We start from the raw sequence: 26790 nt of genomic DNA, 5'->3' as shown, positions 1-26790 counted from the left end.
TTGTCAAGCCCCCGGTGATTAGATCTAGAAGAGGCCCCACCTGCTCCGTGCAAGGTCGGATGGTAAAACAACCCCCCGATGTCTCACTCCGGTGAGACATCGGGGGGCTTCTTAGACCATGAACTTACGGGAATTTATTCCCCTGAGAACGGATCTACCGGGCCGGCACGTACCCCTCCACGTCCTGGGGGACCGGAGCGTCTCCCGGCCTGTAGACCGGCTCGAAGACCGCCTTAGGACCCTTTGACGCCGCAAGCGCAAGGTCATACTGCAGCTCCCAGGCCTTGGCTATGGTCTTCGTGGAGAAGGCCTCCGCCTGGCGGTTAAGGTACTCCACCGCCGAAGCCATCCCCTCTTTGCGGTACTTCGCGAGCGCAAAGGCCTGGAACTCCTCGAAGGACTTCAGCAGCTGATCCTGGAAGGGGGCCCAGTACCCCTTAACCCCCTTCTCGAAGCTCGTGCCGTGGGCGTCGTCTTGGGATTGGGCCCTGGCAGCTAGGCCGTAGAAGGCCCAGTAGGCAGACCGGTAGTCCCTCTTGTTGGTGCCCATGCTGTAAGCCTCCGGCAGCCTGGTTATGCCCTGACAGAAGGGCAGGTAAACGCTGTCCGCCACGTTCCCCAGGGCAAGCCACAGCACGTTGCCTATCTCACCGGGCACCCCAGGCCCCTCCCCAAGCTCCACTATGTGGGACTCCAGGTTGGTCCTCTTCGCTATGGGACGGGTGACCTCGGTAACCCCGGGACGACGGTTCTCATAGGGAGTGCCGGGGTAGTTGTCGGACCTCAAGAACTCCATGATCATGTTCTTGGTGATCTTCACGTCCGGGGACATTAGGAAGGGGTACGAGTCCTTCCCAGGCTGCTCCGGCTTCGAGGGGGTGAAGAGCTTGTGACCCCACCATACCCTGACCGCGTTGTTCTTCCAGTCCATGTCCCCCAGGGCCTTCGCCAGGTTAAGACCGTGGGCATGGATGTAGGAGGACGTGGTCTCCTCCGGGGGGAGCAGCTGGTTCTTCCGGATGAACTCAACCCAGTCCTTGGAGCCCATGAAGTTCTCCTTGTCATAGGGGTTGTAGTTGCTCAACACCTTGGCGTTGGGGACCACTATGTACTTGTCGTTCGGGATCCTGGCGGCGGCCCACCGGTTGCCGCTGTACTCGATGTACCACAGGTTGTCCTTGTCCGCCACCGCGAAACCGCCGCACTCCTCGGAACCGAACTTCTCTATGGCCTCCCCGAAGATCTTGACCCCCTCCAGGGCGGTCCTGGCCCGTGGGAGTATTATGGAGGGTATCTGGGACTCCTCTATAAGCCCGTCAAGGGGGATCAAAAGCTCCGCCCGGGGATTAAGACCCTGGGTCTCCGTGGCGGACACCGCAACCCCCGCGGAGTTTATGCCCACCTCGTCCATGGGGACGTAGGTCTCATCGGGATTGCCATGGGTCCAGTCGGGCACCGAAAAGTACTTTAGGGTCCAGGTCATGTCCTCCGGGTAACCCAGCTCCATGCCGCTCCAGAAGCGCTGGACCTCCCCCTTGGACACCCGCCGGGGCTGGTTTATCACGAAATGCTTGGCCCACCCCTCCTTGTAGTCCTCGTTACGGGCTATGAGGATGTGCCCCGTGGCGGAAGCATCCTTACCCACGAACACGGAGGTACAACCCAGGGCTTGAAAGGCCATGACAAAGACGAAGCCAATCCCCAGGAGAACACCTCGCAACCACTGCCTCTTCTTGCCACCATACATTAAACTCCCCTCCTTAAGACATCGGAAATAAAAGTCCCCGTGACACTTAATGGTTACTAAAATGTCACGGGAACATTATGTACCATTTAAGGGGATGACACAACAGCAGCTGTCCCCAAGTTCACCCCAGATACCCCACGGGACATCCCATCTCTACCCCCTACGAAACACTCCAAAAACACACTAAAAGAGCTTAAAGTCCCGCGTGTCCCCTTAAGCGGGGAGCGAACCGGCTGGTGGTGACGGTCACGACCAAAGCCCCGCGGGGTCAAATGCAAGGAGCTTCTCCAGCAGGGCCACGTCCCGGTGATCTCCGAAGGAGCTCCTGCCGGTGTCCGCGGAGGCAATCAACCTCATGTCCTCCTCATCCAGGTGAAAGTCGAACACATCCAGGTTCTCCCGCATCCTCTCGGGCCTTACGGTCTTTGGCACCGCCGATATGCCCTGCTGCACAAGCCAACGGAGTATAACCTGGGGCACCGTGCGGTGGTGTTTATCCGCTAAACCCCTGAGAACGGGGTGTTCCAATATGCCGTCCCTGCCCCTGGCCAAAGGCCCCCAGGCCTGGGGGATCACCCCAAGGCGGCGCATCACCCTAAGCTCCTCGGGCCTCTGGTGCATGGGATGCAGCTCTATCTGATCCACCGCCGGCATAACCTCGCAGTGAACGGAAAGGTCCATAAGCCTGTCGGCGTAGAAGTTGCTGACCCCAATGGCCCTTACATAGCCCCTCCGATAAAGCTCCTCCATGGCCCGCCAGGAACCGTATACGTCCCCGTAGGGCTGGTGGATCAGATACAGATCCACGTAGTCCAGCCCCAGCCTCTTCAATGACCCGAAGAACGCCGCTATGGCCCTCTCGTAACCGCTGTCCTTAAACCATAGCTTGGTTATCACGAAGACCTGCTCCCTTGGAACAGAGCTCCGGCGGATGGCCCGTCCCACCGCCTCCTCGTTACCGTACACCGCCGCGGTGTCCACCATGCGGTAACCCGCGTCCAAGGCCTCCAGGACACAGCGCTCGCACTCCTCCAGCGTACCCGCCTCGTAAACCCCAAGCCCCAGAATGGGCATCTCCACCCGGTTGTTCAGCAATACCTTGTTCATCAGGTAAGCACCTCCGGCGACAACATAAAAAGGCCGATCCCCAACCCTGCCAAACGACAGGGCGCTAAACGACAGACTTAAATATCCCCTCTAGATCCGAAAGGTCCATGTGGGGCCTGCCCCGAAGCAGCCCCCTCTCATCCCCCGCCACGTCCAACGTGGCCCTCGCATAGTCCACAGGCTCCAGCGGGGAGTCCACCATATCGCTTATCCTGGAGGGACAGCCTATTGAGGCAAGGAACTCCCTAAGCCTTCTTATCCCCTCCTCCGCGGCGGATCCGTCGTCCCGGTCCTGAACCTCCATGACGTTTCTAGCGAAGGCGGCGAACTTCTCAACCCTTGAAGGGGCGGCGAAGGACATCCAGGCGGGGTTAAGAACCGCAAGGCCCGCCCCGTGGGGAACGTCATGAAGCGCCGACAGGGTGTGCTCCATCATGTGCACCGGGAAATAGGCCCTGGTACCCACTTGAACCCAACCGTTGAGGGCCACCACCGACGCCCACTGGACCTGGGTTCGGGCCTCCAAGGATGAACCGTCCTCCACCGCCACCCTGCCCCATCGTATCACGGTCCGCAGCGCCGCCTCCGCAAAGCCGTCCTGTATGGGGGTACCATCAACCCCGTTGAAGTACCCCTCCGTCAAATGGGCTATTATGTCGCTCACCCCGTAGGCAGTGTGGTCCCTGGGCACGGAAAGGGTGAGCTCCGGGTCCACCACCGCCACCCTTGGGAAGAGACACTCCGCCTCCACAAAGGTCTTCACCTTGAGCTCATCGGAGCTTATGACCGCCCCCTCGTTCATCTCCGAACCGGTGGCCGCCAGGGTTGGAACGGTGATTACGGGCAGAGCCTTGTCGGGCAGCCGGGGCTTCCTGCCCCTCACGTACATCATGTCCCAAGGGTCCCCCTCGTAAAGGGCCGCGGCGGCCATCACCTTCGCGGCGTCCATGACGCTGCCGCCCCCTAGGGCCACCACCAGGTCACACCTGTGGCGCCTTATCATCTCCGCACCGCGGCGAACGGTGCTTATCCTGGGGTTCGGCTCGACCCCTTCGCACTCCACAAAGGACACCCCCGCGGTTTTGAGGGATTCTACGGCCCTCTCAAAGGCACCGCTCCGCTTAACGCTGCCCCGGCCGGTGACCAGAAGCGCCATGGAGCCGTAAGAGGCCGCCGCCTCCCCAAGCTTGGAAACACATCTGGCGCCGAATATGAGCCGAGTGGGGTTGTAAAAGCTGAACTTCATAGGGACACCTCCTGTAAGGATAAAAGGGGAGTTTAAGGGCTTCAATGATATGCTACACCATATCGATCGAGCAGGGCAAAGAACCAGGGATGTCCTGGGCGTACCGCATCCTGACGCCTAGGGCGCTTCCGCCATCCGCCATCGGACTTTGGATGAGGGGTTCGGTGATTTGTGATGGCCTTGGGGTTTGTTCTGCGGGCATTTGTATATAAGGGGGCATTGGTATGTTCTTGGGCGGGGAAAAAAAACCACGGCCTTCCTGTTTGTCAGGAAGGCCGTTTTAAGAAAGGACCGGCGGCGACCTACTCTCCCACGGGTACCCCCCGCAGTACCATCGGCGCTGGAGGTCTTAACTGCCGGGTTCGGCATGGAACCGGGTGTTTCCCCTCCGCTATGGCCACCGGAAATCTTGTGCAACCCTTTGGGTTACATGAGGAAGATGGGGTTAAGGCCTCGGCATATTAGTACCGGTCAGCTCAACGGCTCACACCGCTTACACCTCCGGCCTATCAATCCTGTCATCTTCAGGATGCCTTACCTGGTTTCCCAGTGGGGGATCTCATCTCGGGGCCGGTTTCCCGCTTAGATGCCTTCAGCGGTTATCCGATCCGAACATGGCTACCCGGCTTATGCGGCTGGCGCCACAACCGGTACACCAGCGGTTCGTCCACTCCGGTCCTCTCGTACTAGGAGCAGATCGCCTCAAATCCCCTACGCCCGTGGTGGATAGGGACCGAACTGTCTCACGACGTTCTAAACCCAGCTCACGTACCGCTTTAATGGGCGAACAGACCAACCCTTGGGACCTTCTCCAGCCCCAGGATGCGACGAGCCGACATCGAGGTGCCAAACCTCCCCGTCGATGGGAACTCTCGGGGGAGATCAGCCTGTTATCCCCGGGGTAGCTTTTATCCGATGAGCGATGGCCCTTCCACTCGGTACCACCGGATCACTAGGACCGACTTTCGTCTCTGCTCGAACTGTCGCTCTCACAGTTAAGCCACCTTATACCCTTGCGCTCAACTCGCGATTTCCATTCGCGATGAGGTGACCTTCGCGCGCCTCCGTTACTCTTTAGGAGGCGACCGCCCCAGTCAAACTGCCCACCTGACAGTGTCCCGCTTAGCGGTTCAGCTCTAGCGGTTAGAATCCCGGCAACCTAAGGGTGGTATCCCAACGACGGCTCCATCACACCTGGCGGCATGACTTCAAAGCCTCCCACCTATCCTGTACAGAGATTGCCAAAATCCAATATCAGGCTACAGTAAAGCTCCACGGGGTCTTTCCGTCCCACCACGGGTAACTGGCGTCTTTACCAGTACCACAATTTCGCCGGGTCCCTCGTCGAGACAGCGCTCAGATCGTTACACCATTCGTGCAGGTCGGAACTTACCCGACAAGGAATTTCGCTACCTTAGGACCGTTATAGTTACGGCCGCCGTTTACTGGGGCTTCGGTTCAAAGCTTCGCCTTGCGGCTAACCTCTCCCCTTAACCTTCCAGCACCGGGCAGGTGTCAGACCCTATACCTCGGCTTACGCCTTCAGCAGAGTCCTGTGTTTTAATTAAACAGTCGCCTGAGCCTGGTTTCTGCGACCCCAGTCAGCTCCGTCAGCTTATAACTTCACCAACCAGGGCACCCCTTCTCCCGAAGTTACGGGGTCAACTTGCAGAGTTCCTTAACGAGGGTTCTCCCGTTCACCTTTGCCTTCTCAGCTTGCCCACCTGTGTCGGTTTGCAGTACGGGCACCAAGAGCACTCCCTAGAGGCTTTTCTCGGCAGCATGGCTTCAATGCCTTCCCGCGTATAAACGCAGTCCCCATCAGATCTCAGAGTTACGACAGAACGGATTTGCCTATCCTGTCCCCCTACCTCCTTAGACCGGGACTTCCATCACCCGGCGCACCTAGCCTCCTGCGTCACCCCATCGGTAATAACGCGCCCTCAGTGGGGCCGGATTGTCTACCGGCTGTCCATCGCCTACGCCTTTCGGCCTCGGCTTAGGTCCCGCCTAACCCTGGGCGGACTGACCTTCCCCAGGAATCCTTGGGCTTCCGGCGGGCAGGGTTTACACCTGCCTAACGCTACTCATGCCGTCATTCTCACTTCCGTACAGTCCACCGCGCTTCACAGAACGACTTCACCCCGTACAGAACGCTCCCCTACCCATGTACAGCCTTGCTGCACATGCATCGGCTTCGGTGCCGCGCTTAGCCCCCCACATTTTCGGCGCAGGGGCGCTCGACCAGTGAGCTGTTACGCACTCTTTCAAGGATGGCTGCTTCTAAGCCAACCTCCTGGCTGTCTCAGCTCCCCCACATCCTTGTAACACTTAGCGCGGGCTTCGGGACCTTAGCCGGATGTCTGGGCTCTTTCCCTCTCGACCACGGATCTTCTCACCCGTAGTCTCACTCCCAACTACATGTAACGGTATTCGGAGTTTGGTTGAGCTCGGTAGACCCATCGGCCCCCTCACCCATCCAGTAGCTCTACCCCCGTTACACCTTTCGTCGAGGCTGCACCTCAATGCATTTCGGGGAGAACCAGCTATCACCGTACTCGATTAGCTTTTCACTCCTATCCACACCTCATCCAAGCCTTTTTCAACAGGCCCTGGTTCGGTCCTCCATCCGGTGTTACCCGGACTTCAACCTGGACATGGATAGATCGTACGGCTTCGGGTCTATGGCATGCGACTTACGCCCTATTCAGACTCGGTTTCCCTGCGGCTCCAGTCCTCTAAAGACCTTAACCTCGCCACACACCATAACTCGACGGCTCATTTTCCAAGAGGCACACCGTCACCACTAACGTGGCTCCGATTGCTTGTAAGCACGCGGTTTCAGGTCTATTTCACTCCCCGCCAGGGGTGCTTTTCACCTTTCCCTCTCGGTACTGCTCCACTATCGGTCGCCAGATGTATTTAGCCTTAGACCGTGGTCGGCCCTGATTCAGACGGAATTCCACGTGCTCCGCCCTACTCGGGATCGCGTCTAGCCAGAGTACACCCTTTCGCGTACGGGGCTATCACCCTCTGCGGCCCGCTTTCCCAACACGGTTCCGCTAAAGTGTACCTTTCTCACTGACCGGGCAAGATGCGGCTCGCCCCCAACACGTCCCACTACCCACAGTACGCAACGCCCGCACGCTTACACGCACCGTGTTTAGGCTGCTCCCCTTTCGCTCACCACTACTCAGGGAATCTCTTCGATTTCTCCTACCTTCGGCTACTGAGATGTTTCACTTCGCCGAGTGCCCGCCTCTCTCAGAGGCGCCGGGACTGCTCCCGGCAGGTTGCCCCATTCGGATACCCACGGATCAATGGCCGCTTGCGCCTCCCCGTGGCTTTTCGCAGCTTGCCGCGTCCTTCCTCGGCATCTGGCGCCTAGGCATCCCCCGCGTGCCCTTACTACCTTAACCCCATCTTCCTCATATAACCCCAAAAAGGGCCTTTGTCATTGTCCTAAAACCACGACGGACAGGGAGACGTGAGAACGAACCACATAACATATTCTCCTTAGAAAGGAGGTGATCCAGCCGCACCTTCCGGTACGGCTACCTTGTTACGACTTCACCCCCCTCACCAAGCATACCTTAGGCGCCTCCTCCCCTCGCGGGTTAGGCCGGCGACTTCGGGTACACCCAACTCGGGTGGTGTGACGGGCGGTGTGTACAAGGCCCGGGAACGTATTCACCGCGGCTTGGCTGATCCGCGATTACTAGCGATTCCGGCTTCATGCAGTCGAGTTGCAGACTGCAATCCGAACTGGGACCGGCTTTCTGGGATCCGCTCCACCTCGCAGCTTCGCTTCCCTCTGTGCCGGCCATTGTAGCACGTGTGTCGCCCTGGGCATAAAGGCCATGATGACTTGACGTCGTCCCCACCTTCCTCCGCCTTGTCGACGGCAGTCTCGCCAGAGTCCTCGGCTCTCCCGTTAGTAACTGGCAATAGGGGTTGCGCTCGTTGCGGGACTTAACCCAACATCTCACGACACGAGCTGACGACAGCCATGCAGCACCTGTGTACGCTCCTCGAGTCTCCCCAAGGTCGTTCGACTTTCATCTCCCTACCACGTACATGTCAAACCCAGGTAAGGTCCTTCGGTTTGCATCGAATTAAACCACGTGCTCCACCGCTTGTGCGGGCCCCCGTCAATTCCTTTGAGTTTCAGCCTTGCGGCCGTACTCCCCAGGCGGGATGCTTATCGCGTTAACTCCGGCACGGAAGCCATACGACCCCCACACCTAGCATCCATCGTTTACAGCTGGGACTACCGGGGTATCTAATCCCGTTCGCTCCCCCAGCTTTCGCGCTTGAGCGTCAGTCGCGGTCCAGGAAGCCGCCTTCGCCACTGGTGTTCCTCCCGATATCTACGCATTTCACCGCTACACCGGGAATTCCACTTCCCTCTCCCGCACTCCAGCCAAACAGTATCGACCGCAATCCGCAGGTTGAGCCCGCATCTTTCACAGCCGACTTATCCAGCCGCCTACGCGCTCTTTACGCCCAGTAATTCCGGACAACGCTCGCCCCCTACGTATTACCGCGGCTGCTGGCACGTAGTTTGCCGGGGCTTCCTCGTAAGGTACCGTCACTTCCTTCTTCCCTTACAACAGAGGTTTACATCCCGAAGGACTTCTTCCCTCACGCGGCGTCGCTGGGTCAGGCTTCCGCCCATTGCCCAATATTCCCCACTGCTGCCTCCCGTAGGAGTCTGGACCGTATCTCAGTTCCAGTGTGGCCGTACACCCTCTCAGGCCGGCTACCCGTCATCGCCTTGGTAGGCCATTACCCCACCAACTAGCTGATAGGCCGCGAGCCCACCCCGCACCGGATCTCTCCTTTAACGCTCTCGCGCCTATGGGGTATTAGCTGCCGTTTCCAACAGTTGTCCCCCTGTGCAGGCCAGGTTCTCACGTGTTACTCACCCGTCCGCCACTAACCAATAGGATCCAGCGAACTTTCACCCATCGGCCCGTTCGACTTGCATGTGTTAAGCACGCCGCCAGCGTTCGTCCTGAGCCAGGATCAAACTCTCCTAGCAATTCTTCTATCAAGAGCCCGTTCTCTACCCGAGACACTACGCCTCAGGCCCGTCTCCCTTATCCACCTGTCATCGGTTCCCCCGCCAAGCTCACCACCGCCGACCCTACCAGGCCGCCATCAGGCTCGCCCCCGCGGGACAAGGCGTAGTGTACTCCAGAAAGCCTTGAGAGTCAACACAGACAAATAGTTTACCACAAAGGCTCGATGGAGTGCTTAAAGTCTTGTTATGTTTTAACTTCGACTGCGTTAAGGCTTTATGTCAATCCCCGGGCTTCATTTAAATAGAACCATCCCCCAGATCTATGTCCAAAATTCCCGGAGGGACATCTTCCAAGGGCTCCAGATCCACCCGCTCCCCAACCTCTTCCCCCTCCGACTCCCTCATGGGCTCCCCGTAACCAGGCACCACCAGCTTGAGCACCTCCTGGGTGAGCTCCTCTAAAAGCTCCGGATGCTCCGATATGTACTGGGCGGTGCCCTCCTTACCCTGCGCCAAGGTCTCCCCCCCATACGCAAGCCAGGATCCCTTGCGCTTCACCACCTCATAGTCCAGCGCCATGTCCAGCACCGCCATCGCACGGGGCACCCCCTTGCCATATATCAACGTGGCGTGGGCAGACCTGAAAGGCGGAGCCTGCTTGTTCTTAACGACCTTCATCCAAAGCTCATGCCCTATGGTGTCCTCCCCCTGGGTCACCGCCTTACCCCTCTTAACCTCTATCCTCACGGAACTGTAGAACTTAAGCGCCCGACCCCCAGTGGTGGTCTCCTGGGGCCCCTGGCCGTAACCGGTGCTTATCTGGGCCCTCAGCTGGTTTATGAACACCACCGTGGTCTTGCTCTTGGATATGGCAGCGGTAAGACGCCTCAACGCATAGGACATCAGCCTGGCCTGAAGACCCACCTGGGTCCCCTCCCCCATCTTCCCGTCTATCTCCGCCTGGGGGGTCAAGGCCGCCACGGAGTCAACCACTATTATGTCCACCGCACCGCTCCTGACCAGGGTGTCCAGGATGTAAAGCGCCTGCTCCCCACTGTCCGGCTGGGAAAGGTAAAGGGCCTCGGTGTTAACCCCCACCGCCGAGGCAAGCCTAGGGTCCAAAGCGTGCTCCGCGTCTATGAACGCCGCCACGCCCCCCGCCTTCTGGGCCTCCGCCACCGCATGCAAGGCTATGGTGGTCTTGCCAGTGCCCTCGGGACCGAATATCTCCACTATACGCCCCCGGGGAAGACCACCTATGCCCAACGCCACGTCCAAAGGAAGTATCCCCGTGGGAATGACCTCCACCTGCCCCAAAGCCCTGTCCCCAAGCCTCATTATGGCCCCTTCGCCAAACTTGGACCGGATCTCATCTATGGCCTGATCTAAAATGTCCTCCCGGGTAAGAGCCTCCTTCTTCTTGGCCACCCCAAAACCCTCCTCTCCAACAAAAGACCTAAAAACCCCCTAAAGACCACCGGGCAAACCACCCAAACCCCCGTCTACCCCAAGGGGAATCCTCTTCAATGGAACGTACGAAGGACCCCCGGGGCCTAGACGGCTCTCCATCACAACCACCTGGTCCACCAGGAAATCCCCCTCCCCGGGCCTGAACCTAACCCCCTCAAGGGCATCCATCAGCCCAGCCCCAACCGTCTCCCCCCGCCGGACCCGGCCCAGCGTCATGTGGGGCACGAAGGGCTCCCCCCGAGCTATGAGGACCCCACGGGACGCCTCCTCCACCGCCTCCGCAAGGGCCTTAAGCCGCTCCATGCTCCCGCCGTCCCCCTCCAGGCCCACCCAAAGCACCCTAGGGGAGGACGCGGACGGAAACACCCCCATCCCGCCAAGCCCCAGCCGGAAGGGCGGGATCCCCGCCAAAAGGGGCTTCAACCTCAGCTCAAGCTCCGAAGGCACCCTGGGGGCAACCTCACCGAGGAACATCAGCGTCACGTGCAGCAGGTCCTCCCGTACCCACTTGACACCCCCATGCTCCCTTCTCACCCGGGAAAGCCGCTCGCACAAAAGACGCCTCACCGGCGCCGGCGGCACCAGGCACACGAAACACCTCACGGGATCGCCCCCTCTGCCCCTGCCGCAACGCCCTTGGCCCCCCGCAGCTCCTCCAACAACCTGCAAAGGGCAAAGGCCACGGAGGACCGCTGCACCTCCTCCCGGGAACCCGGGAAGAGCCGCATCTCCGCCGCCAGCCCCCAGGGAAGCTTGAAGCCGAACCACACGGTCCCCACGGGCTTCTCCGGACTTCCACCGGAGGGGCCCGCCACCCCGGTGATGGAAACCCCCACGGAGGCACCAAACACCCGGGCACAGCCCTCCGCCATCTTGAGCGCACACTCCCGGCTGACCGCCCCGTGAAGGGCAATGACGTCCTCCGGAACCTCCAGCATCCTGACCTTCGCCTGGTTCGAGTAGGCCACAACCCCCCCTAGGAACGAGGCCGAAGAACCGGGGACCGACGTCACCGCGGCACAAAGCCTGCCTCCGGTACAGGACTCCGCCGCCGAAAGGGTGAGCCCCGATGACTCCAGCTCCCTCAGCAGATCTCTCGCCATGACCACCGCGGGATCCTCATAACAGGACAAGGAACCACCTCCAGAAACACGCTGCCACACCGCTTAGGCATCCCCGACCACCAACCCCTGGCCCAGAGGACGCCACACCCGATCCAAATCCCACCCCGAGGAGCTCCAACCCCATCAATATCAGGAGAAGAAGGCGTACAAGCCCGCAAGGCCGCCTTGGAAGAGCAGGTAATAGGTGAACCGCACGATCAGGTTCACCATTATCCCCCCCGCCAGGTCGTCCGCCATGATCCCAACCCCTCCGGGGAGCGCCTCAAAGCGCCTTATGGGGAACGGCTTGGCTATGTCAACTATGCGGAAGAGCAGCAGGGTCCCCAAGGCCATCTCCATCGGGAGGGCATACTGGGCGGCCCAATACCCCGCGACCTCGTCTATCACCACCTCGGGGGGGTCCTCAACCCTGACCCTATGAGAGTACCTGTGGGATGCCGCGGTGCCGACCACTATAACCCCCACCAGCGCCGCCAGAGGTATGCGCCCCATGAGAAGCGCCAGCACGAAGGCCCCAAAGGATCCCACCGTACCGGGGGCCCACTTTGACAACCCCAGGCCGAAGCACGTGGATACCATGCCGTACCAGGTCATGAAGGCCTCCCTGTCCCGCACTCGTCACACCTCCTCGATTACCGACCCTATAAGGTCATGCTCCAGGGCCTCGTCCACCAGGACCCGGTAAGTCCTGCCGACCATGAGCCCCGAGCCATCCGGGATGAGCACCGATCCGTCCACCTCTGGGGCCTCCCGATAGGAACGGCCAACCCCCATCCCGTCCTCAATATCCTCCAGCAGCACCTCCAGTTCCCGGCCTTCAAACAGCCGCTGACGGGCCAGGGACACCTGGGCCGCCCTATCCATCAGGGCCTTAAGACGAGCCTGGGCGGTCCTAATACCCACCCTTCCCGCCAGGTGGAACGCCCCGGTCCCCTCCTCGGGGGAGAACACGAAAGCCCCCACCCGATCCGGCTGGGCCTCGTCCAGAAACCGGAGGAGCATTTGAAAATCCTCCGCCCCCTCCCCCGGGTAGCCCACCATCAAGGTGGTCCTCATGGCGAACAGCGGGTCCACCTGACGGGCCATCTTGAAAACCCCCACCACATCCTCAAAACCCATGGGACGCCCCATGGAGGCGAGTATCCCCGGGGAAGCGTGCTGAACCGGCACGTCAAGGTAACTATGGATCACCGGGGACGATGCCACCCGCTCAATGAGCTCCCGGGTCACCCGGGACGGGTGAAGGTACAGAAGCCTAAGCTTGGCCCTGCCCGCCACGGTGCTCTCCAGAGGCCCCAGCAGATCCATCAGCCCCACTCCCAGGTCCTCCCCGTACCGGGTGAGGTCCTGGGCCACGAGGCATATCTCCTTGGCCCCCTGGTCCAAAAGCTCCTCCGCCTCGGCCACCAGCTCCCTCACCGGCGAGCTCCTAAGGGGACCCCTTATCATGGGTATGGCACAGTAAGAACACCGGTTGGAGCAGCCCTCCGCCACCTTGAGGTACCGAACCGCCTCCCCATCTCCCATGGGAGCACGGCCCGGGGTGATGCGGGACTCCAGCTCCCCCCTATCCAGAAAAGCCCCAAACTCCCGATAGCATTCGGTGGGCCCTAGGAAATCCACTTCAAGCTCCTTCAGATCTTCCCCGTATCGGTTCACCAGGCAACCCACCACCGCCAGGGAACCTATAAGCCCCCTCCGCCTCATCTCCTCCGCCTCAAGGATGGAGTCCAGGTTCTCCCTCACCGCGCTCTCCAAAAATCCGCAGGTGTTGATTACGCAAAGACCCGCACCCTCCGGCCGTTGCACCCGGCGGTAACCCCTCGAGAGGGCAACACCCAGAAACCTCTCGCTGTCCACCCGGTTCTTCGCGCAACCCAAGCTCAGAACGAAAACCGTCTTCTCCTTCAAACCCTCAGTTCCAGCATTCATATCCCTCTTACGACCTCACCCTGGGGCAAAGGGCCCCAACAAAATTAAACCGGGGGATCCCTAGGCATATCCCCCGCACTGCAGCAGCACCCCCAGCCTCAGCGGGGGGCCTTTAGACGATCCTTGCTAACCGTTCCATCCGGCAGCACGTAATAGGTCTTCGGTATCCCCAAGGGGCCCAAAGGATCCATCTCCCCCGATGGGGTCTTAAGCGACGCGGCCCCGGCGTTCCCAACCCTCAGCCGAAGCACCCCCTGGGAGCTGAAGGACTTGCTCTCCCCCTCCTTGAGGACCCCCTGAAAGACAACCCGCCCCTTATCCCCCAGGTCGGTGACCTTTATCCAGCAGGGCTTTCGGGCCGTGACGGTGAACCCCGCGGAGGGCACCACATCGGCTGGACGAGGCGCCGGGGCAGCACCGGTCATCCAGGAAAGGTCGTCAGAAGCAATCTCCCCGCTCACCGGGCCGGACCCGTCGGCGGAAACGACCCCCTTGTCCCCGGACGCTTCAACCGCCCCCGCCTCATCCCGAGAGAGGGGTACGATATCCTCGGAATAGGGGGAACGAACCGTCTCTTCCGACGGAGGCGTCACCTCCGCGGGCTTGGTTATCACCGAGTCCTTCATGCGAAGCTTGAAGTCCTGCCACTGCTGAAATATGAGGTACGATGCGAACCCCACCGCCCCTATCAATATGGCGTAAAGCCACCAGTGGGACGTGCGGCGGAAAGCGGTCCTGGGAGGGGCGTAGGTGCCCAGGGAGGGCTCCTCCCCCCTCAAAAGCCCCTGAAACCGGGGCCACAGGTCCGGGGCCTTGAGGTATTCGCAGTAGGACTTGACGAACCCCCTTGCATAAGCCATGCCAGGTATGGCACCGTAATCCCCGGCCTCTATGGCCTCGATGAAGGCCTTCCTTATCTTGGTGTCCCGTTCAACGTCCTCCAGGGAGAGCCCCTGTCCCTCCCTCATGGCCCTAAGGGCCTCGCCAAGACCCTTAAGGTCCTCCCGGCTCACATCCCCGCCCTCAGGGAAGCTAGCCACCGCTCATCACCTCCCCAGCATGGACATGATGCGACTTGCCGCCTCCCCGGGATCCTTGGCGCCAAGCACCGCGCTACCTGCCACCAGCACGTCACACCCGTTCCTCACCAGCTCCCGGCAGTTGTCCTCCCCGATGCCACCATCCATCTCTATGAGAAACTCCAGCTTTTCCGCCTCCCTCCTGCGGAAGAGCTCCAGGGTCTTGTTCATCGTCTCGGGGATGAACTTCTGCCCGCCAAAACCGGGGTTCACGGACATCACCAACACCAGGTCCACCATGTGGAGCACCGGGAACGTCCACTCCACCGGGGTCGCGGGGTTAACCGCAAGCCCCACCATGACCCCCGCCTCCCGGATGGAACTCAAAAGCCTGTGCAGGTGCCTGGAGGCCTCCACGTGCACGCACATGAGATCCGCCCCGGCGGAAGCGAAGTCCTCCACGAAGTCCTCCGGGGCATCCGCCATGAGGTGGACGTCCAGGAAGGCGTCGGGGAACCCGCGCCGGAGGGACCTCACGAAACCGGGGCCGAAGGTTATGTTGGGGACGAAGTGCCCATCCATCACGTCCACGTGCAGCCAGTCCCAAGCCCCGCCCAACGCCTCCACGGAGCCCTTGACGTTCATAAGGTCTGCGGAGAGGAGCGACGGGGCGAGAAGCGCCCTGCCCATGCCCCTAACGGCTCCTACCGATACCGGTCCTGCCATACGAACTCGCCTCCCAGATATATGACCACCCGGGCCTCTCCACGGAAGGGCGCGTCCACGGACACGTACTCCCCGCCCTTGACCTGGGTCTCCTTAACCACCCTGGTGCCGTCGTCGTCCACCAGCTCTATCTTAAGGGCCATGGGCTGGGTGAGCGGCGGCACCTGATACCTTATCTTGGCGGTCCTCAAGGGACCGCTCAGCACCTTAGCCCCCTCCTTGGGCTCCACCTTGCCCCCGGAGGAGCCCCCTGGCGGCACACTGAGCTTAGGCGCCTCCTGGGGCTTGGGCTCTTCTTTCTCCTTCTGCGGCTTGCCAGAGCTGGAGGGCGCGGGGTTCACCGGGGCCGTCTCGGCCTTAGGGGTCCCTTCCGCAACACCCGCCGCTCCCTGGGGCTGGACCTCCCCAGATGGGGCAGAGGCACCCTGGCCGGTACTGCCCGCCGCCGCCACCCGCAGGGACACCACACTGCCCGGCGGGACCTTGGCCCCCATCCGGGGCACGTGGGACACCACGACCCCCTCCGGGAACGCCTGGGTCTTCACCCTAGCCCCCACCTCACCCTTCAGCCCCATCTGGGACACCATGAGCATCGCCTGGTCCACCGGCTGTCCAGTGAGATCTGGGATCTCCACCAGGTCCTCTCCCCCAAGCCCCTGGCTCACCAAAAGGCTCACCGAAGCGGTGCTGGGAACCGCCGCGGGGGACGCGGGGTTCTGGGCTATGACCTTCCCGGAGGGGGTAACCTGGTCCCGGACCTTGAGCACCTCGGACACCTTCAACCCCGCGTCGGAAAGCCGCTTGACCGCCTCTCCCATCTCAAGGCCCCTCACGTCCGGCACCGTGACGACCCGGCCTCCCCGGCTGGCCTTGAGGATCACCACCTTGCCACGCTCCACCTTCTCCCCCGGATCCGGCCACTGGGACACCACCATCCCCTGGGGCTGCGAGGAGTCCACCTGGTCTATCCGGACCAACAGCCCCTGAGACCGCAGCGCCTCCACCGCCTTAACCGCGTCCATGCCCACCACCGCAGGCACCTGCACCTCCGGGCTCTCGAAGAATACAAGCTTAAGGGCCATGTAGGCGGAGCCCACTATGACCAGAAGGGAGACAAGAACCCCAAGCTTCAGAAAACGACCCATATCCTGATATCCCCCCGCTAACCGCGCCGGTAGAGCACCGCGCAGTAAAATCCGTCCGCCCAGGGGAGCCTGGGCCACACGTAGACGCCGAAAGGACGCCCCTTTACAATGTCCGCCCCCCGGAACGGAAACGGCTCCTCCACCACGTCCCGCCGAGAAGACAACACCTCTCCCACCACCCGCTCGTTCTCCTCCCTGAAGAGGCTGCAGGTGGAGTAGATGACCCGGCCCCCCTTAGGCACAAGGCTCAAGGCCCGGTCCAACAGCCTACGCTGAAGGCCCGAGAGGCGATCCACCTCCTCCGGGGACATGCGCCACTTGCCCTCCGGATGCCTGCCCCAGGTGCCGCTGCCGCTGCAAGGGGCGTCCAGAAGCACAAGATGAGGCTCCTCCTCCGGGATCAGATCCAACGCGTCCCCGGCCCTTATGACCCCCCGATCGGAAAGCCCCCGAAGGTCCAGATCACCCCTGGCAGCCCTCACCTTCCCCTCCGATATGTCCCAGCCCTCCAAAGTCACCCGGTCATCCAAGGACAGCAGCGCGGACCCCTTAACTCCCCTGCCGCAGCACATGTCAAGAACCCGGCCCCCCTTGGCGAGGTGAACGGCACAGCGTACCACCCACATGGACGACTCGCTCATGGGACGCAGAAGCCCCTCCCGATAACCGGGCACCTCCGGGGGAAAGCCGTGGGAACAGGTCCTCACGGAGAAATCCAGCTCGTCCGACGGCCAGCAGCGGATCCCCGCGGACCTCATGGCGTCCATCAACCCCTCCCTCTCCGAGGGGGGGACGAAGAACGAGGAGTAACGGGTCATGCCCATCAGCCTGGCAAGCTCCCTGCCCTTCTTGGGCCCCCACTGGTCCATGAACAAGCTCAGCCCCCACAGGGGAAGCCCATGGTACATGGCCACGTCCCTGGGGGAGGAGCTGACCCTAAGACGATCCAGGAGCTCCTGCCCCTCCCGCTCCAGACGCTTCAACACCCCGTGGAAAAGGGGCACCTCGTCATCCGCCCCCTGGGCCTTCATCACCTGGGCAAGCCCGTTGTAAAGGGGCCCGGGGTTAAACCGCTTAAGCTCCATCAAGCCCGCAAGACCCAGCATCAGGGCGTCCCGGGTGATCGGCTTCAGCTCCTTGAAGGGCCGCCGGAGCCGTTTCTCCAACATGAAGCGCCACAGGCTGCGGCGCCTCAAGGCACTGTAAACCAAAAGGGCCGCCAGCTTCCTGTCCCCCGGAGAAAGCTGCCCCGAAACCCTGCGAAGGGCCTCGGACGCAAAGGCCCCCTCCCCCACCTCTTTCCAAACCAAAAGCGCAGCCTCTATCCCCTTCATATCGCAAACATCTCCTCCAGTCGGGTTCCTCCCGGGAACGCGAAATCCCTAATAAGGGAATACAAAAAACAAAACCCGCGGGGGAAGCCCCCACGAGTTTATAACAAACCACCCCACTGCAAAAGGTCTTACTCGTCCCGGCCCCCCACCATGCCCCTCAAGAATAGGAGCCTGAGCAGCTGGGAAACCGCCATCACCGTGGCGGCCACGTAGGTGAGGGCCGCGGCGTTGAGCACCTCCCTGGCCCCCCTTATCTCGTCCGGGGCAAGGTACCCGGTGTCCGCAAGAAGCCTCAACGCCCTGCTGGAGGCGTCGAACTCCACCGGCAGGGTCACCAGGTGGAACAATATGACCCCCAGGAAGAACAGTATCCCCAGGTCCATCATAGACGGAGACCTAAACAGGAACCCTATGAAGAACAAGGGCAGCGCCGCCATGGATCCCAGGTTCACCACCGGCACTATGGCGTTCCTTATCTTCAGCGGCGAATAACCCTCCAGGTCCTGCACCGCATGACCAACCTCATGGGCCGCCACGCCTATGGCGGCTATGCTGTAGTTGCCCCACACGCTGTCCGAAAGCCGGAGCACCTTGGCCCGGGGATCGTAGTGATCCGTGAGGCTCCCAGGCACCCGCTCCACCGGGATCCGGAGCCCAAAACGACCCAACAGCCCATGGGCCACCTGCTCCGCCGTCACCCCCCGCCGGGCCCACACCGCCGCATACCGGGCATAGGTGCTCTGAACCCTCATCTGGGCCCAGATGCCAAGGATGACCGCCGGTATCAGAAATAGCATGGTGGGATCAAAAAACGGATAGAACATCTGCAATCCCTCCCCCTTCTTTACATCCCCCGTCTTATACCTTGCCCCCGGGGAAAACCCCAGGGACCCCTTATCCGGACACACATAATCATACTGAGGAGGGGACAACCCCCTCCTCAGTAGTCTAACCTATTTTCACCAAAAGAGCAATAATGGTCAAATCAGCGGCGATAGAAATCCTTCATGGCCAACACCACCGTCTCCTGCTCCTCCGGGGTGAGCTCCGGGAACATGGGCAGCGCCAGCACCTGTCGGGTCAAGGCCTCGCTGGCCGGGAAGTCCCCCTCCTTGTAGCCCAGGTAGCGGAAACAGGGCTGCAGGTGCAGGGAAAGGGGATAGTATACCCTAGTGGTTATGCCCCGCTGGGCCAGGAACCTCTGCAGCTCGTCCCGGTCCTTCGCCCTCACCACGTACTGGTGGAACACGTGCCGGTTGCCCTCCAGCTCCACGGGGGGCGTCACGAACTCCAACAGGTCATGGGCGGCGAAGAGGAGCCTGTACCGCTCCGCTATGGCCCGCCTCTCCTCGTTCCACTGCTCCGCGTGCCGCAGCCTAACCCTAAGGATGGCCGCCTGGATCTCGTCAAGCCGGCTGTTGAGCCCCACCTCGTCGTGGAAGTAGGTGGCGCTGGAACCGTGCACCCGAAGGGACCTGAGCCGCTTATCCATCTCGGGATCCGCGGAGGCCACAAGACCACCGTCCCCGTAGCAGCCCAGGTTTTTGGTGGGGAAGAAGGAGAAACACGACACGTCCCCCACCGCACCGCCCCTCATGAGGTTCCCATCCACCCGCCGAACCGCCCCGAAGGACTGGGCGCAATCCTCCACCAAAGCTATGCCCCGGTCCTTCAACTCGGAGGCTATCTCCTCCAGGGGACACATCTGCCCGAAGATGTGGACCGGAAGCACCGCCTTTGTCCTTGGGGTCACCGCGTCCATCACCATGTCCATCCTCATGTTGTACGTGTCCATGTCCACGTCAACGTATACCGCCCGGGCCCCAAGGCGGGATATGCAGCTGGTGCTGGCGAAGAACGTGAACGGCGTGGTTATGACCTCGTCCCCGGGACCTACCCCTATGGCCATTAGGGCCAGGAGCAGCGCATCGCTCCCGGAGGCACAGCCCACCGCATGGGGCACCCCAAGGTACGACGCGAACTCATCCTCGAAGGCCTTGACCTCCGGCCCCAGTACGAAATGCTGGCTCTCCAGCACCTTGTCCACCGCATCCCTAACCTCCTGGCGGACCCTTTCGTAGTTCCTCTTTAGATCGAACGAAGGTATTGAACTCAAAACGGCTCTACCCCTTTTCAAAAAAGATTGACCCCGGGGGCCATTTTAGTTATCCCCGGGGATCGGCGCAACGTGGACTTTTTCACTTTTTCGCTTCCCGGGCCCTTCGGCATCGCCACCCCAAGGGTCCATCACCCCCCATGGGACCGCACCTCAGAGGGCCTTCAGCTCCCCTTCGCTCAAGCTCCCCTTGGAGAGCCTTATGTGGCTCCTCATCCTCTCCACCGCCTCCTGAGCATCCCTTGCCCTCAGGGCCTCGATTATGAGACGGTGCTCCTGAACGCTGGGGTTGCTCTCCACCACGTAGAACGGGTCGTAGAACACTATGTACACGTTCGTCCGGGCCAGGATGTTCTCCACGTACTCCCTAAGAACCCGGTTCCCCGAGGCATCCGCTATTATCCGGTGAAACGCCTCGTTGATCTCAAGGTACGCCTCCAGGTTCCGCTCCCCAAAGGCCCGCTCCTCATCCGCCACGCACTCCTCAAGACGCCTCAAGTGCTTCTCCGTCACGTTGGCGCAGGCGAGCCGGGCCGCAAGACACTCCAGCTCCTCCCTCACCACGTACGCGTCCTCCATCTCCTTCCTCCTGGGGGCCGCCACCCTGGCTCCGCTGTTCGGGATTATTAGCACCAAACCCTCGCTTGCCAGCCTCCTCAAGGCCTCCCGCACCGGCGTGCGGCTCACCTTCAACCTGGTGGCTATAGCCACCTCCGGCAGCCTTGTCCCAGAGGTAAGCTGCTTGGTTATTATCTCCCGCCTCAGGGTAGAGTAGACATACTCCGCAGAAGTGGTATAAAGTCTATGCTCCTGAACTGGTTCATTAAGCGACGGCTCTAACATGGGCGCCCCTCCCACAGGGGAATTTTTTCCAATATAAACTATTATTTGGCATTGTAGCGCCAGTCAAACTATTACGCAAGAAGAGGGGCCCCTGGTGCATAAAACCATTGACTCACAACCGGAGGTGCGTCTTATGCTGCATCCCGCGGAGGAGCTTGCCTCCCAGTTCCCGCTCCACCCTTCACCGCTGGTGAAGTACATACGCCTGGGCCTCGCCAACGGGGCGCTTCCCTTGACTTCCGGCCAGCCATACCTCGACGCCATGGACGTGGAAGCCATGGCGGAGTGCGCCATGAAAGGGATCCTCTCCCACCCCAAGGGGCTGCTGTACGGGAGCAACCGAGGTCTTGGGGCCCTGAGGGAGGCGGTGCTCCACTGGCAGAAGACCGAGGGCTGCGCCCCGGAAGAGGCCGGAGAGGAACACCTCATGCTGACATTGGGCTCCCAGTACGCCTTCGACCTAATCTGCCAGGGCACCGTAAAACCCAATGACCCGGTGGCGTTAGACGCCCCATGCTACCCGGACACCTGGTGCACCCTCATCCGCCATAAAGCCCGCCTCATGCCGATACCGGTGGACCAGGACGGCATGGACCTGGACGTCCTGGAGGAACGGTGCACCCGGGGAGACATCCCCAAATTAGTATACACCATCTTAAATCACCAAAACCCCTCCGGGTGTTCCATGAGCCCCGAAAGGCAGGCACGGCTCCTCAAGATGGCGGACCGCTACCGCTTCCTCATCGTGGCAGACGACCCCTACAGGCTCCTCAACCTGGACGGCCCGAGGGACCACGGGGCCTCCATCCCCCTGGTGGGCTTCCAGTCGGGGCTGGTGCTGTACCTGGGATCCTTCTCCAAGGTATTGGCGCCGGGGCTTAGGCTTGGATGGATACTGGGACATCCCGCCATGGTGGAGTCCCTGGCAAGGCTGCAGGAGATGACCATGATCTCCATGCCCGCCGCGGACTCCCTGCTGGTGTTGGAGTTCCTCAAGCAGGGGCTGATGGCGGAACAGCTCCAGCGGGTGCGCCGTTTCCTCAAGGTCCGGCGGGACGCCTTAAAAGAGGGGCTCGCAAGATGGAAACTCAACGTCCGGGTACCCTCCGGGGGGTGCTTCATCAACCTGTTCGTGGACCAGCCCTCCGCCATGGCCATGGAACTGGTAACCCACAGGGGGGTTGCCACGGTGCCGGAAAGGGCCTTCTGGCCCCACGTTCCGGAGGCCAAGGACCGGTTCCTCAGGCTCTCCTTCTCCTGGTGTTCCCCAGAGGAGCTCCAAAGGGCGGCGGACATCATAGGGGAGCTGGCCTCGGAAGGGGTGCGGGGATGAACAAGCGGCTTCTGGTGCTAGTCCTCTCAATCTCCAGCGTCGCAGCCTACGGATACGCCCTGGGGGGCCTTGGGGGTTTCCTGCTTGGCCGAGGCAGCGTTACCTACGTGGTTCTAGGCCTCGCGGGGGGCACCGGGTGTGCCCTTTTGGCCCTCAAGCTCTGGAGGGAATACCTGAAGGAAGTGTTCGGGGAAACCCCAAAGCAGCAAGGCCCTTCGTCGTAAAGCCTCCGGGTGGTGACGGGCAGCCTGGGCACACTCCTTGGCGGGCCTGCGGCACATGAGGCACCGGCGCTCCGGGGATCCCAGGGCATGCCTCTTTATGGGCCTTGAAAGATCCAGGGGGAAGAAAACGTCCAGGTCCACGAGCCTCCCCCAGGGAAGACCCTCCTCCGCCGCCACACACCGGCCCTTAACCTCCATGGGGTCCCGCTCCACCGCCGCCAAGAGGAAGGGACCCAAGGGGTCCTGGCGGATCGCCAGCCTCTGCCACCTAAGCCCCTCAAGGGCCAGGGAAAGGGCCTCCTCAAGTCGCTCCATCCCACCTTTAAGCCCCTTTGGCCACCCGGGGACGTTGAGGCCCCCTTGAACCAAGGCCAAGGGCCCCGCCAGGTAACGGCGGGGATCGAGCAGCTCCAAGCCCAGGGCCCTCCGGAGATCTGTCCTCTCCTCCCGGGCCCTCAAGACCTCCTCGAGAGGTGATGGCCCCTTACCGTTCCTCCCCCGAAGACAGCTCATCCGCAAGCCCCCTTATAATCCTGGCGGCCCGGCGCACGCCCGATGATGAGGCGGAAGCCACGGAGATCCTGACCGCCCGCACGTCCTCACCCACCGGGGAGAAACGGCCCCCGGGCACCACCTCCACCCCTAGACCCCTAAGCCGCCGGGCGAACTCGTCACCTCCCAAGGGAACGTCGAGCCATGCGAAAACGCCACCCTCGGGCATCGGGATCCCAAGAACGCGGCACAGGACCTCCATGCGCTGCCTTACGATGCAACGGTTCCTATCCAGTATGCGCGGCACCGCCCCGTCATCGAAAAGTCGCAGCGCCACGAGCTGGGAGAAGAGGTTGGTGGCCCCGAAGAACATCTCCTTAGCCCTTAAGAGGGGCTCCATCATGCCCTGGGGACACAGCAGGTAGCCAAGCTTAACCTCCAGGAACAACCCCTGGGAAAAGGATCCCAGGTAGAGAACGTCCCCACTAAGCTCCAGGGCCTTGAGGGCGGGCACGCTCCTGGGACCGTAGCGCAGCTCTCCGTAGGTGTCGTCCTCCAGGATCACAAGCCCCCTGTCCCGGCCCGCCTCAAGGACCCAGCTCCTCTCCTCCGCCCCCATGGTCCTCCCGGTGGGGTTGTGGAAGCTGGGGATCAGGTACACCGCGTCCCCCCTGCGGGCCCCCTGGAGCTCCCGGGGACTCCCAAAGGTCCGCACCTCCATGCCCATCGCCTCCGCCTGAAGGAAGGCTAGCGGATAGGTGAGCCGATCCACCCAAAGCCTCTTAGTCCCCCGCTGCGAAAGGGCCCAAAGGCACAGGGCAAGCCCCTCCCTGCCGCCGGAGGTGACTATCATCTGCTCCTTCAGCGCCGGCACCCCCCTCAGGGCGGAGTGACCCGCCAGGTGACACTTGAGCTCCGGCAGCCCATCCAACGGTGCGTTCCAACCGGGGGTGCCGAGAGTCCCCATGACCCACCTAAGGGCCCTCCGAACCTCCCGCCTTGGCACCAGGTCCTCAAAGGGCACCTCCGACGCCAGGTCCAACGTATCCCCGGGGGCGGAGCAAGCCCCGATGCAGCGGTCTTCATCATCTAAACCGCATCCGCCGTCCCCATCCCCAAGGGCCACGAAAACCCCCTTTCGGGGGACAAGACACACAAGCCCCTCCCCCTCCAGATCCGAGTAGGCCTCCTCTACGGTGCTGCGGCTCACCTTCAAGGACCAGGACATCTCCCGGAAGGACGGCAGCTGACTACCCGGAGGGAGGGCACCGGACAGGATGAGACGCCTTATGTGGCGGCTCACCTGCCGGTGAAGGGGCACACCGGACCCCCTGTCCAGGGGTATCTCCAGCAACTCAGTGCCCTCCCTTCGACGCCGCCACCCGTTCGAAAAGGTACCTCCCCCGCTCGGAGAACAGGTAGTTCAATGTGCTGTCCGGCAAAAGCCCCCTCAGGTCCTCAAGACGCCCCTCCGCCATGGCGGAGCGGACCTCGGAGGCGGACACGGGCCTTCCGGACACCTCAAGACGGGGTACCTCCACCACCTCCACCCCGTACCGGGGAAGCACCTCCCTCATCGCCCGGTTGTACGCCGCCGTGACCGGGCAGTAGGGCTCGGTGCCCACAAAACGCCTCTTAACCCCCAGGGAGGGGACGAACAACCGGCCGAACAGGTCTGAGTCCAGCCGGGTCTGGACCCCTATGAGGTCCTCCATGGAGGGATCCCGCAGGAAGTAGGTGGGGAACGTGGCGGAGGACACCGCATAGGGACCGCTGTCAAGCACGGTGACGTTCGACAGGTCCGCAACCCCCAGCTTCACCATCTCAAACCGGTCCTCAAAGGGGAACGACGACCTATCCGCCCTCACCACCACCACGAAAAGGTGCTCCGACATGGCGGAAGCGGTCTTGGCAAGGTAACGGTGACCAAGGGTGAACGGATTGGCGTTCATAACCACCGCCCCGGACTCGGTCACCCCAAGAGCCTCTCGGAGTGCCCTTAAGGAGCCCCCGAAGTCCTCCACGTTAGGACGCCCCATCTCCAGCAGCACCGCCCCGTGGGACCTGGCGATCTCCGTAAAACCCAGGGACACGAACTTATCCGCCTCCGTCGGCTTGGTGTATATGAACAGGTGCCCGAGCCCCTTCGATCGAGCCCACTCGATCACCCGGGACACCGCCTGGGCGGCAAGCCCCATCTCCTGGAACTCCTCCGCCACCGCCACCATCTTTATCACGTCCCCCTCCAGGGACGCGGTGGCGGCCGGGCGAGATCCCATCCTCAAAACCACCGTGACGTCCGGGGCCCCCTCGGGACGCAGCCCCTGGGACAGCAGGAGCTCCTCCGCCTCCTCCGGCATCCCATGCCTTGAAGGATGGAAGAACTCCGTCTCAACCCCAAAGCTCATATGCTCCTCAACTCCCTCTTCACTACCTCCCCTATGCTGGAGCGGGGAAACTGATCCACCACCGCCAGGGACCTTGGGATCTTGTAATGAGGAAGCCTGCCCTTGCAGAACTCCGCGATCTCCCTCAAGGTGGGTATCTCCCCGTTGCGGGGTATCACGAAGGCCTTAACCGCCTGACCGCTCAAGGGGTTAGGCACCCCAACCACCGCCACCTCCTTGATCTTGGGGTGCTCCAAGAGCACCGCCTCAACCTCCTGGGGGTAAACGTTGAAGCCCCCTACGATTATGAGGTCGCTAACCCGGGCCACAAGCGTCACGTAGCCATCCCGGTCCACCTTCACCAGGTCCTCCGTGTCGAACCACCCGTCTTTGAACCTGGTCAGGTTGAGCCCCGGATTCCTGAAGTACCCATCGAACACCGAAGGCCCCTTAACCAGGAGACGCCCCTCCTCGCCCTCCCCGGCGGGCTGCCCATCCCGGCGCAGTACCATGTACTCCACCCCGGGGATGAAGGTCCCCACGGTACCAGGGCGCCTTAAGGCCTTAGAGGGGTTCACCGCCAACACCGGGGAGGTCTCGGTGAGACCGTAACCCTCCAGCACCGGCACCCCCAAGACCTTCTGGCACCGCTGGTCTAGCTTAGGGGGCAGCCGGTCCCCGCCGGATATGACCATCCGAAGGGAGCTGGGGGATATACCCTTCCTCATGAAGGCCCCGATGAGCATGGAGATCATTATGGGCACCGCCGGCAATACCGTCACGTCCCCCTTGCGGATGGCCTCTGCGGTCCCCTCGGGGGGCATGAAAGAGGGCATCACCACCTGGGGAAAGCCGAAGAGGAGCGGTATGAGACCGCACACGGTGAACCCCAGGGCATGGAAATTGGGCAGGGCGTTGAGGAACACATCGTCCTCCCGAAGGTCCGCCACATGCCTCACACAGGCCTCCGCGTTGGAAACAAGGTTCCGGTGGGTGAGCGGAACCGCCTTGGGCGTGCCGGTGGTGCCGGAGGTCAGAAACACCACCGCCACGTCCGGGCTGTCCGGGACGCACTCCCGCCCGGTGAACCGCTGAATGCCCCCGTCGAGGCTCCCCACGGTCCGAGGCAAGGAGGATGGAAGCTCCACACCAGATCCCTCCTCCTCCACCAGGGCGAAGAGGTCCAGGTGCTCCAAGGTCCTCCGATCCAACACACCCCGCCAGTTGAGGGGAACCACCGCACCCCTGAGGCGCCAAACCGCGAGGGTCAGGGCCCAGAACAGCGGGCTGTTGGGCAGAAGGAGACCCAACCTCATGCCCTCCCCAAAGCCGCTGGCCTCAAGCACCTCAAGACAGTCCTCGAACATCCCGAGGAACGCCCCCCTAGACCACCAGGTGCCGCGCCACCAAAGACAGTGCTCCCCTTCTCCGGTGCCAAGCCTCTCTAAGATAGCTTCTTCCAGTCTATGGTTCACGTCGTCGCCTCCAGAAACGATAAGGGAATTTATTGTGCAAAGGC

At 61.8% G+C, this 26790-nt stretch carries 20 protein-coding genes and 3 rRNA genes; 1 reads left to right on the top strand and 22 read right to left on the bottom strand.

Going from position 1 to position 26790, the window contains the following annotated elements:
- Positions 1-154: 154 nt before the first annotated feature.
- The 18 genes from THEVEDRAFT_RS00875 to THEVEDRAFT_RS00790 form a co-directional block, all read right to left on the bottom strand.
- Entirely contained in the window at positions 155-1747 is a 1593-nt protein-coding gene (locus tag THEVEDRAFT_RS00875; RefSeq protein WP_006582849.1) for a C69 family dipeptidase, read from the bottom strand.
- Positions 1748-1993: 246 nt separating this feature from the next.
- Complete coding sequence (locus THEVEDRAFT_RS00870) at positions 1994-2854, bottom strand: aldo/keto reductase (RefSeq protein WP_006582848.1); 861 nt, start codon at positions 2852-2854, stop codon at positions 1994-1996.
- Positions 2855-2918: 64 nt separating this feature from the next.
- Entirely contained in the window at positions 2919-4100 is a 1182-nt protein-coding gene (locus tag THEVEDRAFT_RS00865) for an iron-containing alcohol dehydrogenase (RefSeq protein WP_006582847.1), read from the bottom strand.
- A 289-nt stretch (positions 4101-4389) separates the two neighbouring features.
- Positions 4390-4505, bottom strand: a 5S ribosomal RNA gene (gene rrf / locus THEVEDRAFT_RS00860).
- Positions 4506-4541: 36 nt separating this feature from the next.
- Positions 4542-7519 (bottom strand): 23S ribosomal RNA (locus THEVEDRAFT_RS00855).
- A 101-nt stretch (positions 7520-7620) separates the two neighbouring features.
- Positions 7621-9144, bottom strand: a 16S ribosomal RNA gene (locus tag THEVEDRAFT_RS00850).
- Together the 16S, 23S and 5S rRNA genes form the textbook arrangement of a ribosomal RNA operon.
- Positions 9145-9423: 279 nt before the next feature.
- Complete coding sequence (gene recA / locus THEVEDRAFT_RS00845; protein ID WP_006582846.1) at positions 9424-10554, bottom strand: recombinase RecA; 1131 nt, start codon at positions 10552-10554, stop codon at positions 9424-9426.
- Between the two features lie 39 nt (positions 10555-10593).
- Positions 10594-11199: an RNA 2',3'-cyclic phosphodiesterase gene (thpR, locus tag THEVEDRAFT_RS00840; protein ID WP_006582845.1), complete on the bottom strand. Its 606-nt coding sequence runs from the start codon at positions 11197-11199 to the stop codon at positions 10594-10596.
- Positions 11196-11729, bottom strand: coding sequence for a CinA family protein (locus THEVEDRAFT_RS00835; protein WP_006582844.1), 534 nt, complete (start codon positions 11727-11729; stop codon positions 11196-11198). The genes thpR and THEVEDRAFT_RS00835 overlap by 4 nt, the downstream gene beginning before the upstream one ends.
- A 120-nt stretch (positions 11730-11849) precedes the next feature.
- Positions 11850-12335 (bottom strand): phosphatidylglycerophosphatase A family protein, encoded by a 486-nt coding sequence (locus tag THEVEDRAFT_RS00830; protein WP_006582843.1) that lies wholly within the window; start codon positions 12333-12335, stop codon positions 11850-11852.
- Positions 12336-12338: 3 nt separating this feature from the next.
- Positions 12339-13631 carry a MiaB/RimO family radical SAM methylthiotransferase gene (locus tag THEVEDRAFT_RS00825; protein ID WP_006582842.1) on the bottom strand — a complete coding sequence of 431 codons (1293 nt, stop codon included), beginning with the start codon at positions 13629-13631 and terminating at the stop codon, positions 12339-12341.
- 119 nt (positions 13632-13750) lie between these two features.
- Positions 13751-14692, bottom strand: coding sequence for a helix-turn-helix domain-containing protein (locus THEVEDRAFT_RS00820; RefSeq protein ID WP_006582841.1), 942 nt, complete (start codon positions 14690-14692; stop codon positions 13751-13753).
- A gap of 6 nt (positions 14693-14698) precedes the next feature.
- On the bottom strand, positions 14699-15397 hold the full coding sequence (gene rpe, locus THEVEDRAFT_RS00815; RefSeq protein ID WP_006582840.1) for a ribulose-phosphate 3-epimerase: 699 nt from the start codon (positions 15395-15397) through the stop codon (positions 14699-14701).
- Entirely contained in the window at positions 15376-16542 is a 1167-nt protein-coding gene (locus tag THEVEDRAFT_RS00810) for a PASTA domain-containing protein (RefSeq protein ID WP_006582839.1), read from the bottom strand. Before THEVEDRAFT_RS00810 ends, rpe begins: the two co-directional genes overlap by 22 nt.
- Before the next feature lie 17 nt (positions 16543-16559).
- Entirely contained in the window at positions 16560-17876 is a 1317-nt protein-coding gene (locus tag THEVEDRAFT_RS00805) for an RsmB/NOP family class I SAM-dependent RNA methyltransferase (protein WP_006582838.1), read from the bottom strand.
- 128 nt (positions 17877-18004) lie between these two features.
- Positions 18005-18700 carry a zinc metallopeptidase gene (locus THEVEDRAFT_RS00800; protein WP_040825533.1) on the bottom strand — a complete coding sequence of 232 codons (696 nt, stop codon included), beginning with the start codon at positions 18698-18700 and terminating at the stop codon, positions 18005-18007.
- A gap of 161 nt (positions 18701-18861) precedes the next feature.
- A complete protein-coding gene (locus THEVEDRAFT_RS00795) occupies positions 18862-19992 on the bottom strand; it encodes a DegT/DnrJ/EryC1/StrS family aminotransferase (protein WP_006582836.1) in 1131 nt (376 codons plus the stop codon).
- A gap of 153 nt (positions 19993-20145) precedes the next feature.
- Complete coding sequence (locus THEVEDRAFT_RS00790; RefSeq protein WP_006582835.1) at positions 20146-20835, bottom strand: GntR family transcriptional regulator; 690 nt, start codon at positions 20833-20835, stop codon at positions 20146-20148.
- 133 nt (positions 20836-20968) lie between these two features.
- Between THEVEDRAFT_RS00790 and THEVEDRAFT_RS00785 the strand changes: the two genes are divergently transcribed.
- Positions 20969-22168, top strand: a complete 1200-nt coding sequence (locus THEVEDRAFT_RS00785) for an aminotransferase-like domain-containing protein (protein WP_006582834.1) — start codon at positions 20969-20971, stop codon at positions 22166-22168.
- A 113-nt stretch (positions 22169-22281) separates the two neighbouring features.
- Here the strand turns inward: THEVEDRAFT_RS00785 and THEVEDRAFT_RS00780 are convergent, their stop codons facing one another.
- The 4 genes from THEVEDRAFT_RS00780 to THEVEDRAFT_RS00765 are packed head-to-tail and all read right to left on the bottom strand — an operon-like array spanning position 22282 to position 26746.
- Positions 22282-22905 carry a citrate lyase holo-[acyl-carrier protein] synthase gene (locus THEVEDRAFT_RS00780; protein WP_006582832.1) on the bottom strand — a complete coding sequence of 208 codons (624 nt, stop codon included), beginning with the start codon at positions 22903-22905 and terminating at the stop codon, positions 22282-22284.
- Complete coding sequence (locus THEVEDRAFT_RS00775; protein ID WP_006582831.1) at positions 22877-24238, bottom strand: aminotransferase-like domain-containing protein; 1362 nt, start codon at positions 24236-24238, stop codon at positions 22877-22879. The genes THEVEDRAFT_RS00780 and THEVEDRAFT_RS00775 overlap by 29 nt, the downstream gene beginning before the upstream one ends.
- A 1-nt stretch (position 24239) precedes the next feature.
- A complete protein-coding gene (gene citC, locus THEVEDRAFT_RS00770) occupies positions 24240-25292 on the bottom strand; it encodes a [citrate (pro-3S)-lyase] ligase (protein WP_006582830.1) in 1053 nt (350 codons plus the stop codon).
- Complete coding sequence (locus THEVEDRAFT_RS00765; protein ID WP_006582829.1) at positions 25289-26746, bottom strand: AMP-binding protein; 1458 nt, start codon at positions 26744-26746, stop codon at positions 25289-25291. The genes citC and THEVEDRAFT_RS00765 overlap by 4 nt, the downstream gene beginning before the upstream one ends.
- Between the last annotated feature and the right edge of the window lie 44 nt (positions 26747-26790).

It is taken from the genome of Thermanaerovibrio velox DSM 12556 (assembly GCF_000237825.1).
Classification (GTDB): Bacteria; Synergistota; Synergistia; order Synergistales; family Synergistaceae; genus Thermanaerovibrio; species Thermanaerovibrio velox.
Note: the sequence above shows the minus strand (reverse complement) of the source record. Positions and strands in the feature narration are given on the sequence as shown.

Excerpts from the sequence above, each read along its gene's own strand:
- THEVEDRAFT_RS00875 (WP_006582849.1), bottom strand. The coding sequence starts at position 1,747 with ATGTATGGTGGCAAGAAGAGGCAGTGGTTGCGAGGTGTTCTCCTGGGG.
- THEVEDRAFT_RS00870 (WP_006582848.1), bottom strand. The coding sequence starts at position 2,854 with ATGAACAAGGTATTGCTGAACAACCGGGTGGAGATGCCCATTCTGGGG.
- THEVEDRAFT_RS00865 (WP_006582847.1), bottom strand. The coding sequence starts at position 4,100 with ATGAAGTTCAGCTTTTACAACCCCACTCGGCTCATATTCGGCGCCAGA.
- rpe (WP_006582840.1), bottom strand. The coding sequence starts at position 15,397 with ATGGCAGGACCGGTATCGGTAGGAGCCGTTAGGGGCATGGGCAGGGCG.
- THEVEDRAFT_RS00810 (WP_006582839.1), bottom strand. The coding sequence starts at position 16,542 with ATGGGTCGTTTTCTGAAGCTTGGGGTTCTTGTCTCCCTTCTGGTCATA.
- THEVEDRAFT_RS00805 (WP_006582838.1), bottom strand. The coding sequence starts at position 17,876 with ATGAAGGGGATAGAGGCTGCGCTTTTGGTTTGGAAAGAGGTGGGGGAG.
- THEVEDRAFT_RS00800 (WP_040825533.1), bottom strand. The coding sequence starts at position 18,700 with ATGTTCTATCCGTTTTTTGATCCCACCATGCTATTTCTGATACCGGCG.
- THEVEDRAFT_RS00790 (WP_006582835.1), bottom strand. The coding sequence starts at position 20,835 with ATGTTAGAGCCGTCGCTTAATGAACCAGTTCAGGAGCATAGACTTTAT.
- THEVEDRAFT_RS00785 (WP_006582834.1), top strand. The coding sequence starts at position 20,969 with ATGCTGCATCCCGCGGAGGAGCTTGCCTCCCAGTTCCCGCTCCACCCT.
- THEVEDRAFT_RS00780 (WP_006582832.1), bottom strand. The coding sequence starts at position 22,905 with ATGAGCTGTCTTCGGGGGAGGAACGGTAAGGGGCCATCACCTCTCGAG.
- citC (WP_006582830.1), bottom strand. The coding sequence starts at position 25,292 with ATGAGCTTTGGGGTTGAGACGGAGTTCTTCCATCCTTCAAGGCATGGG.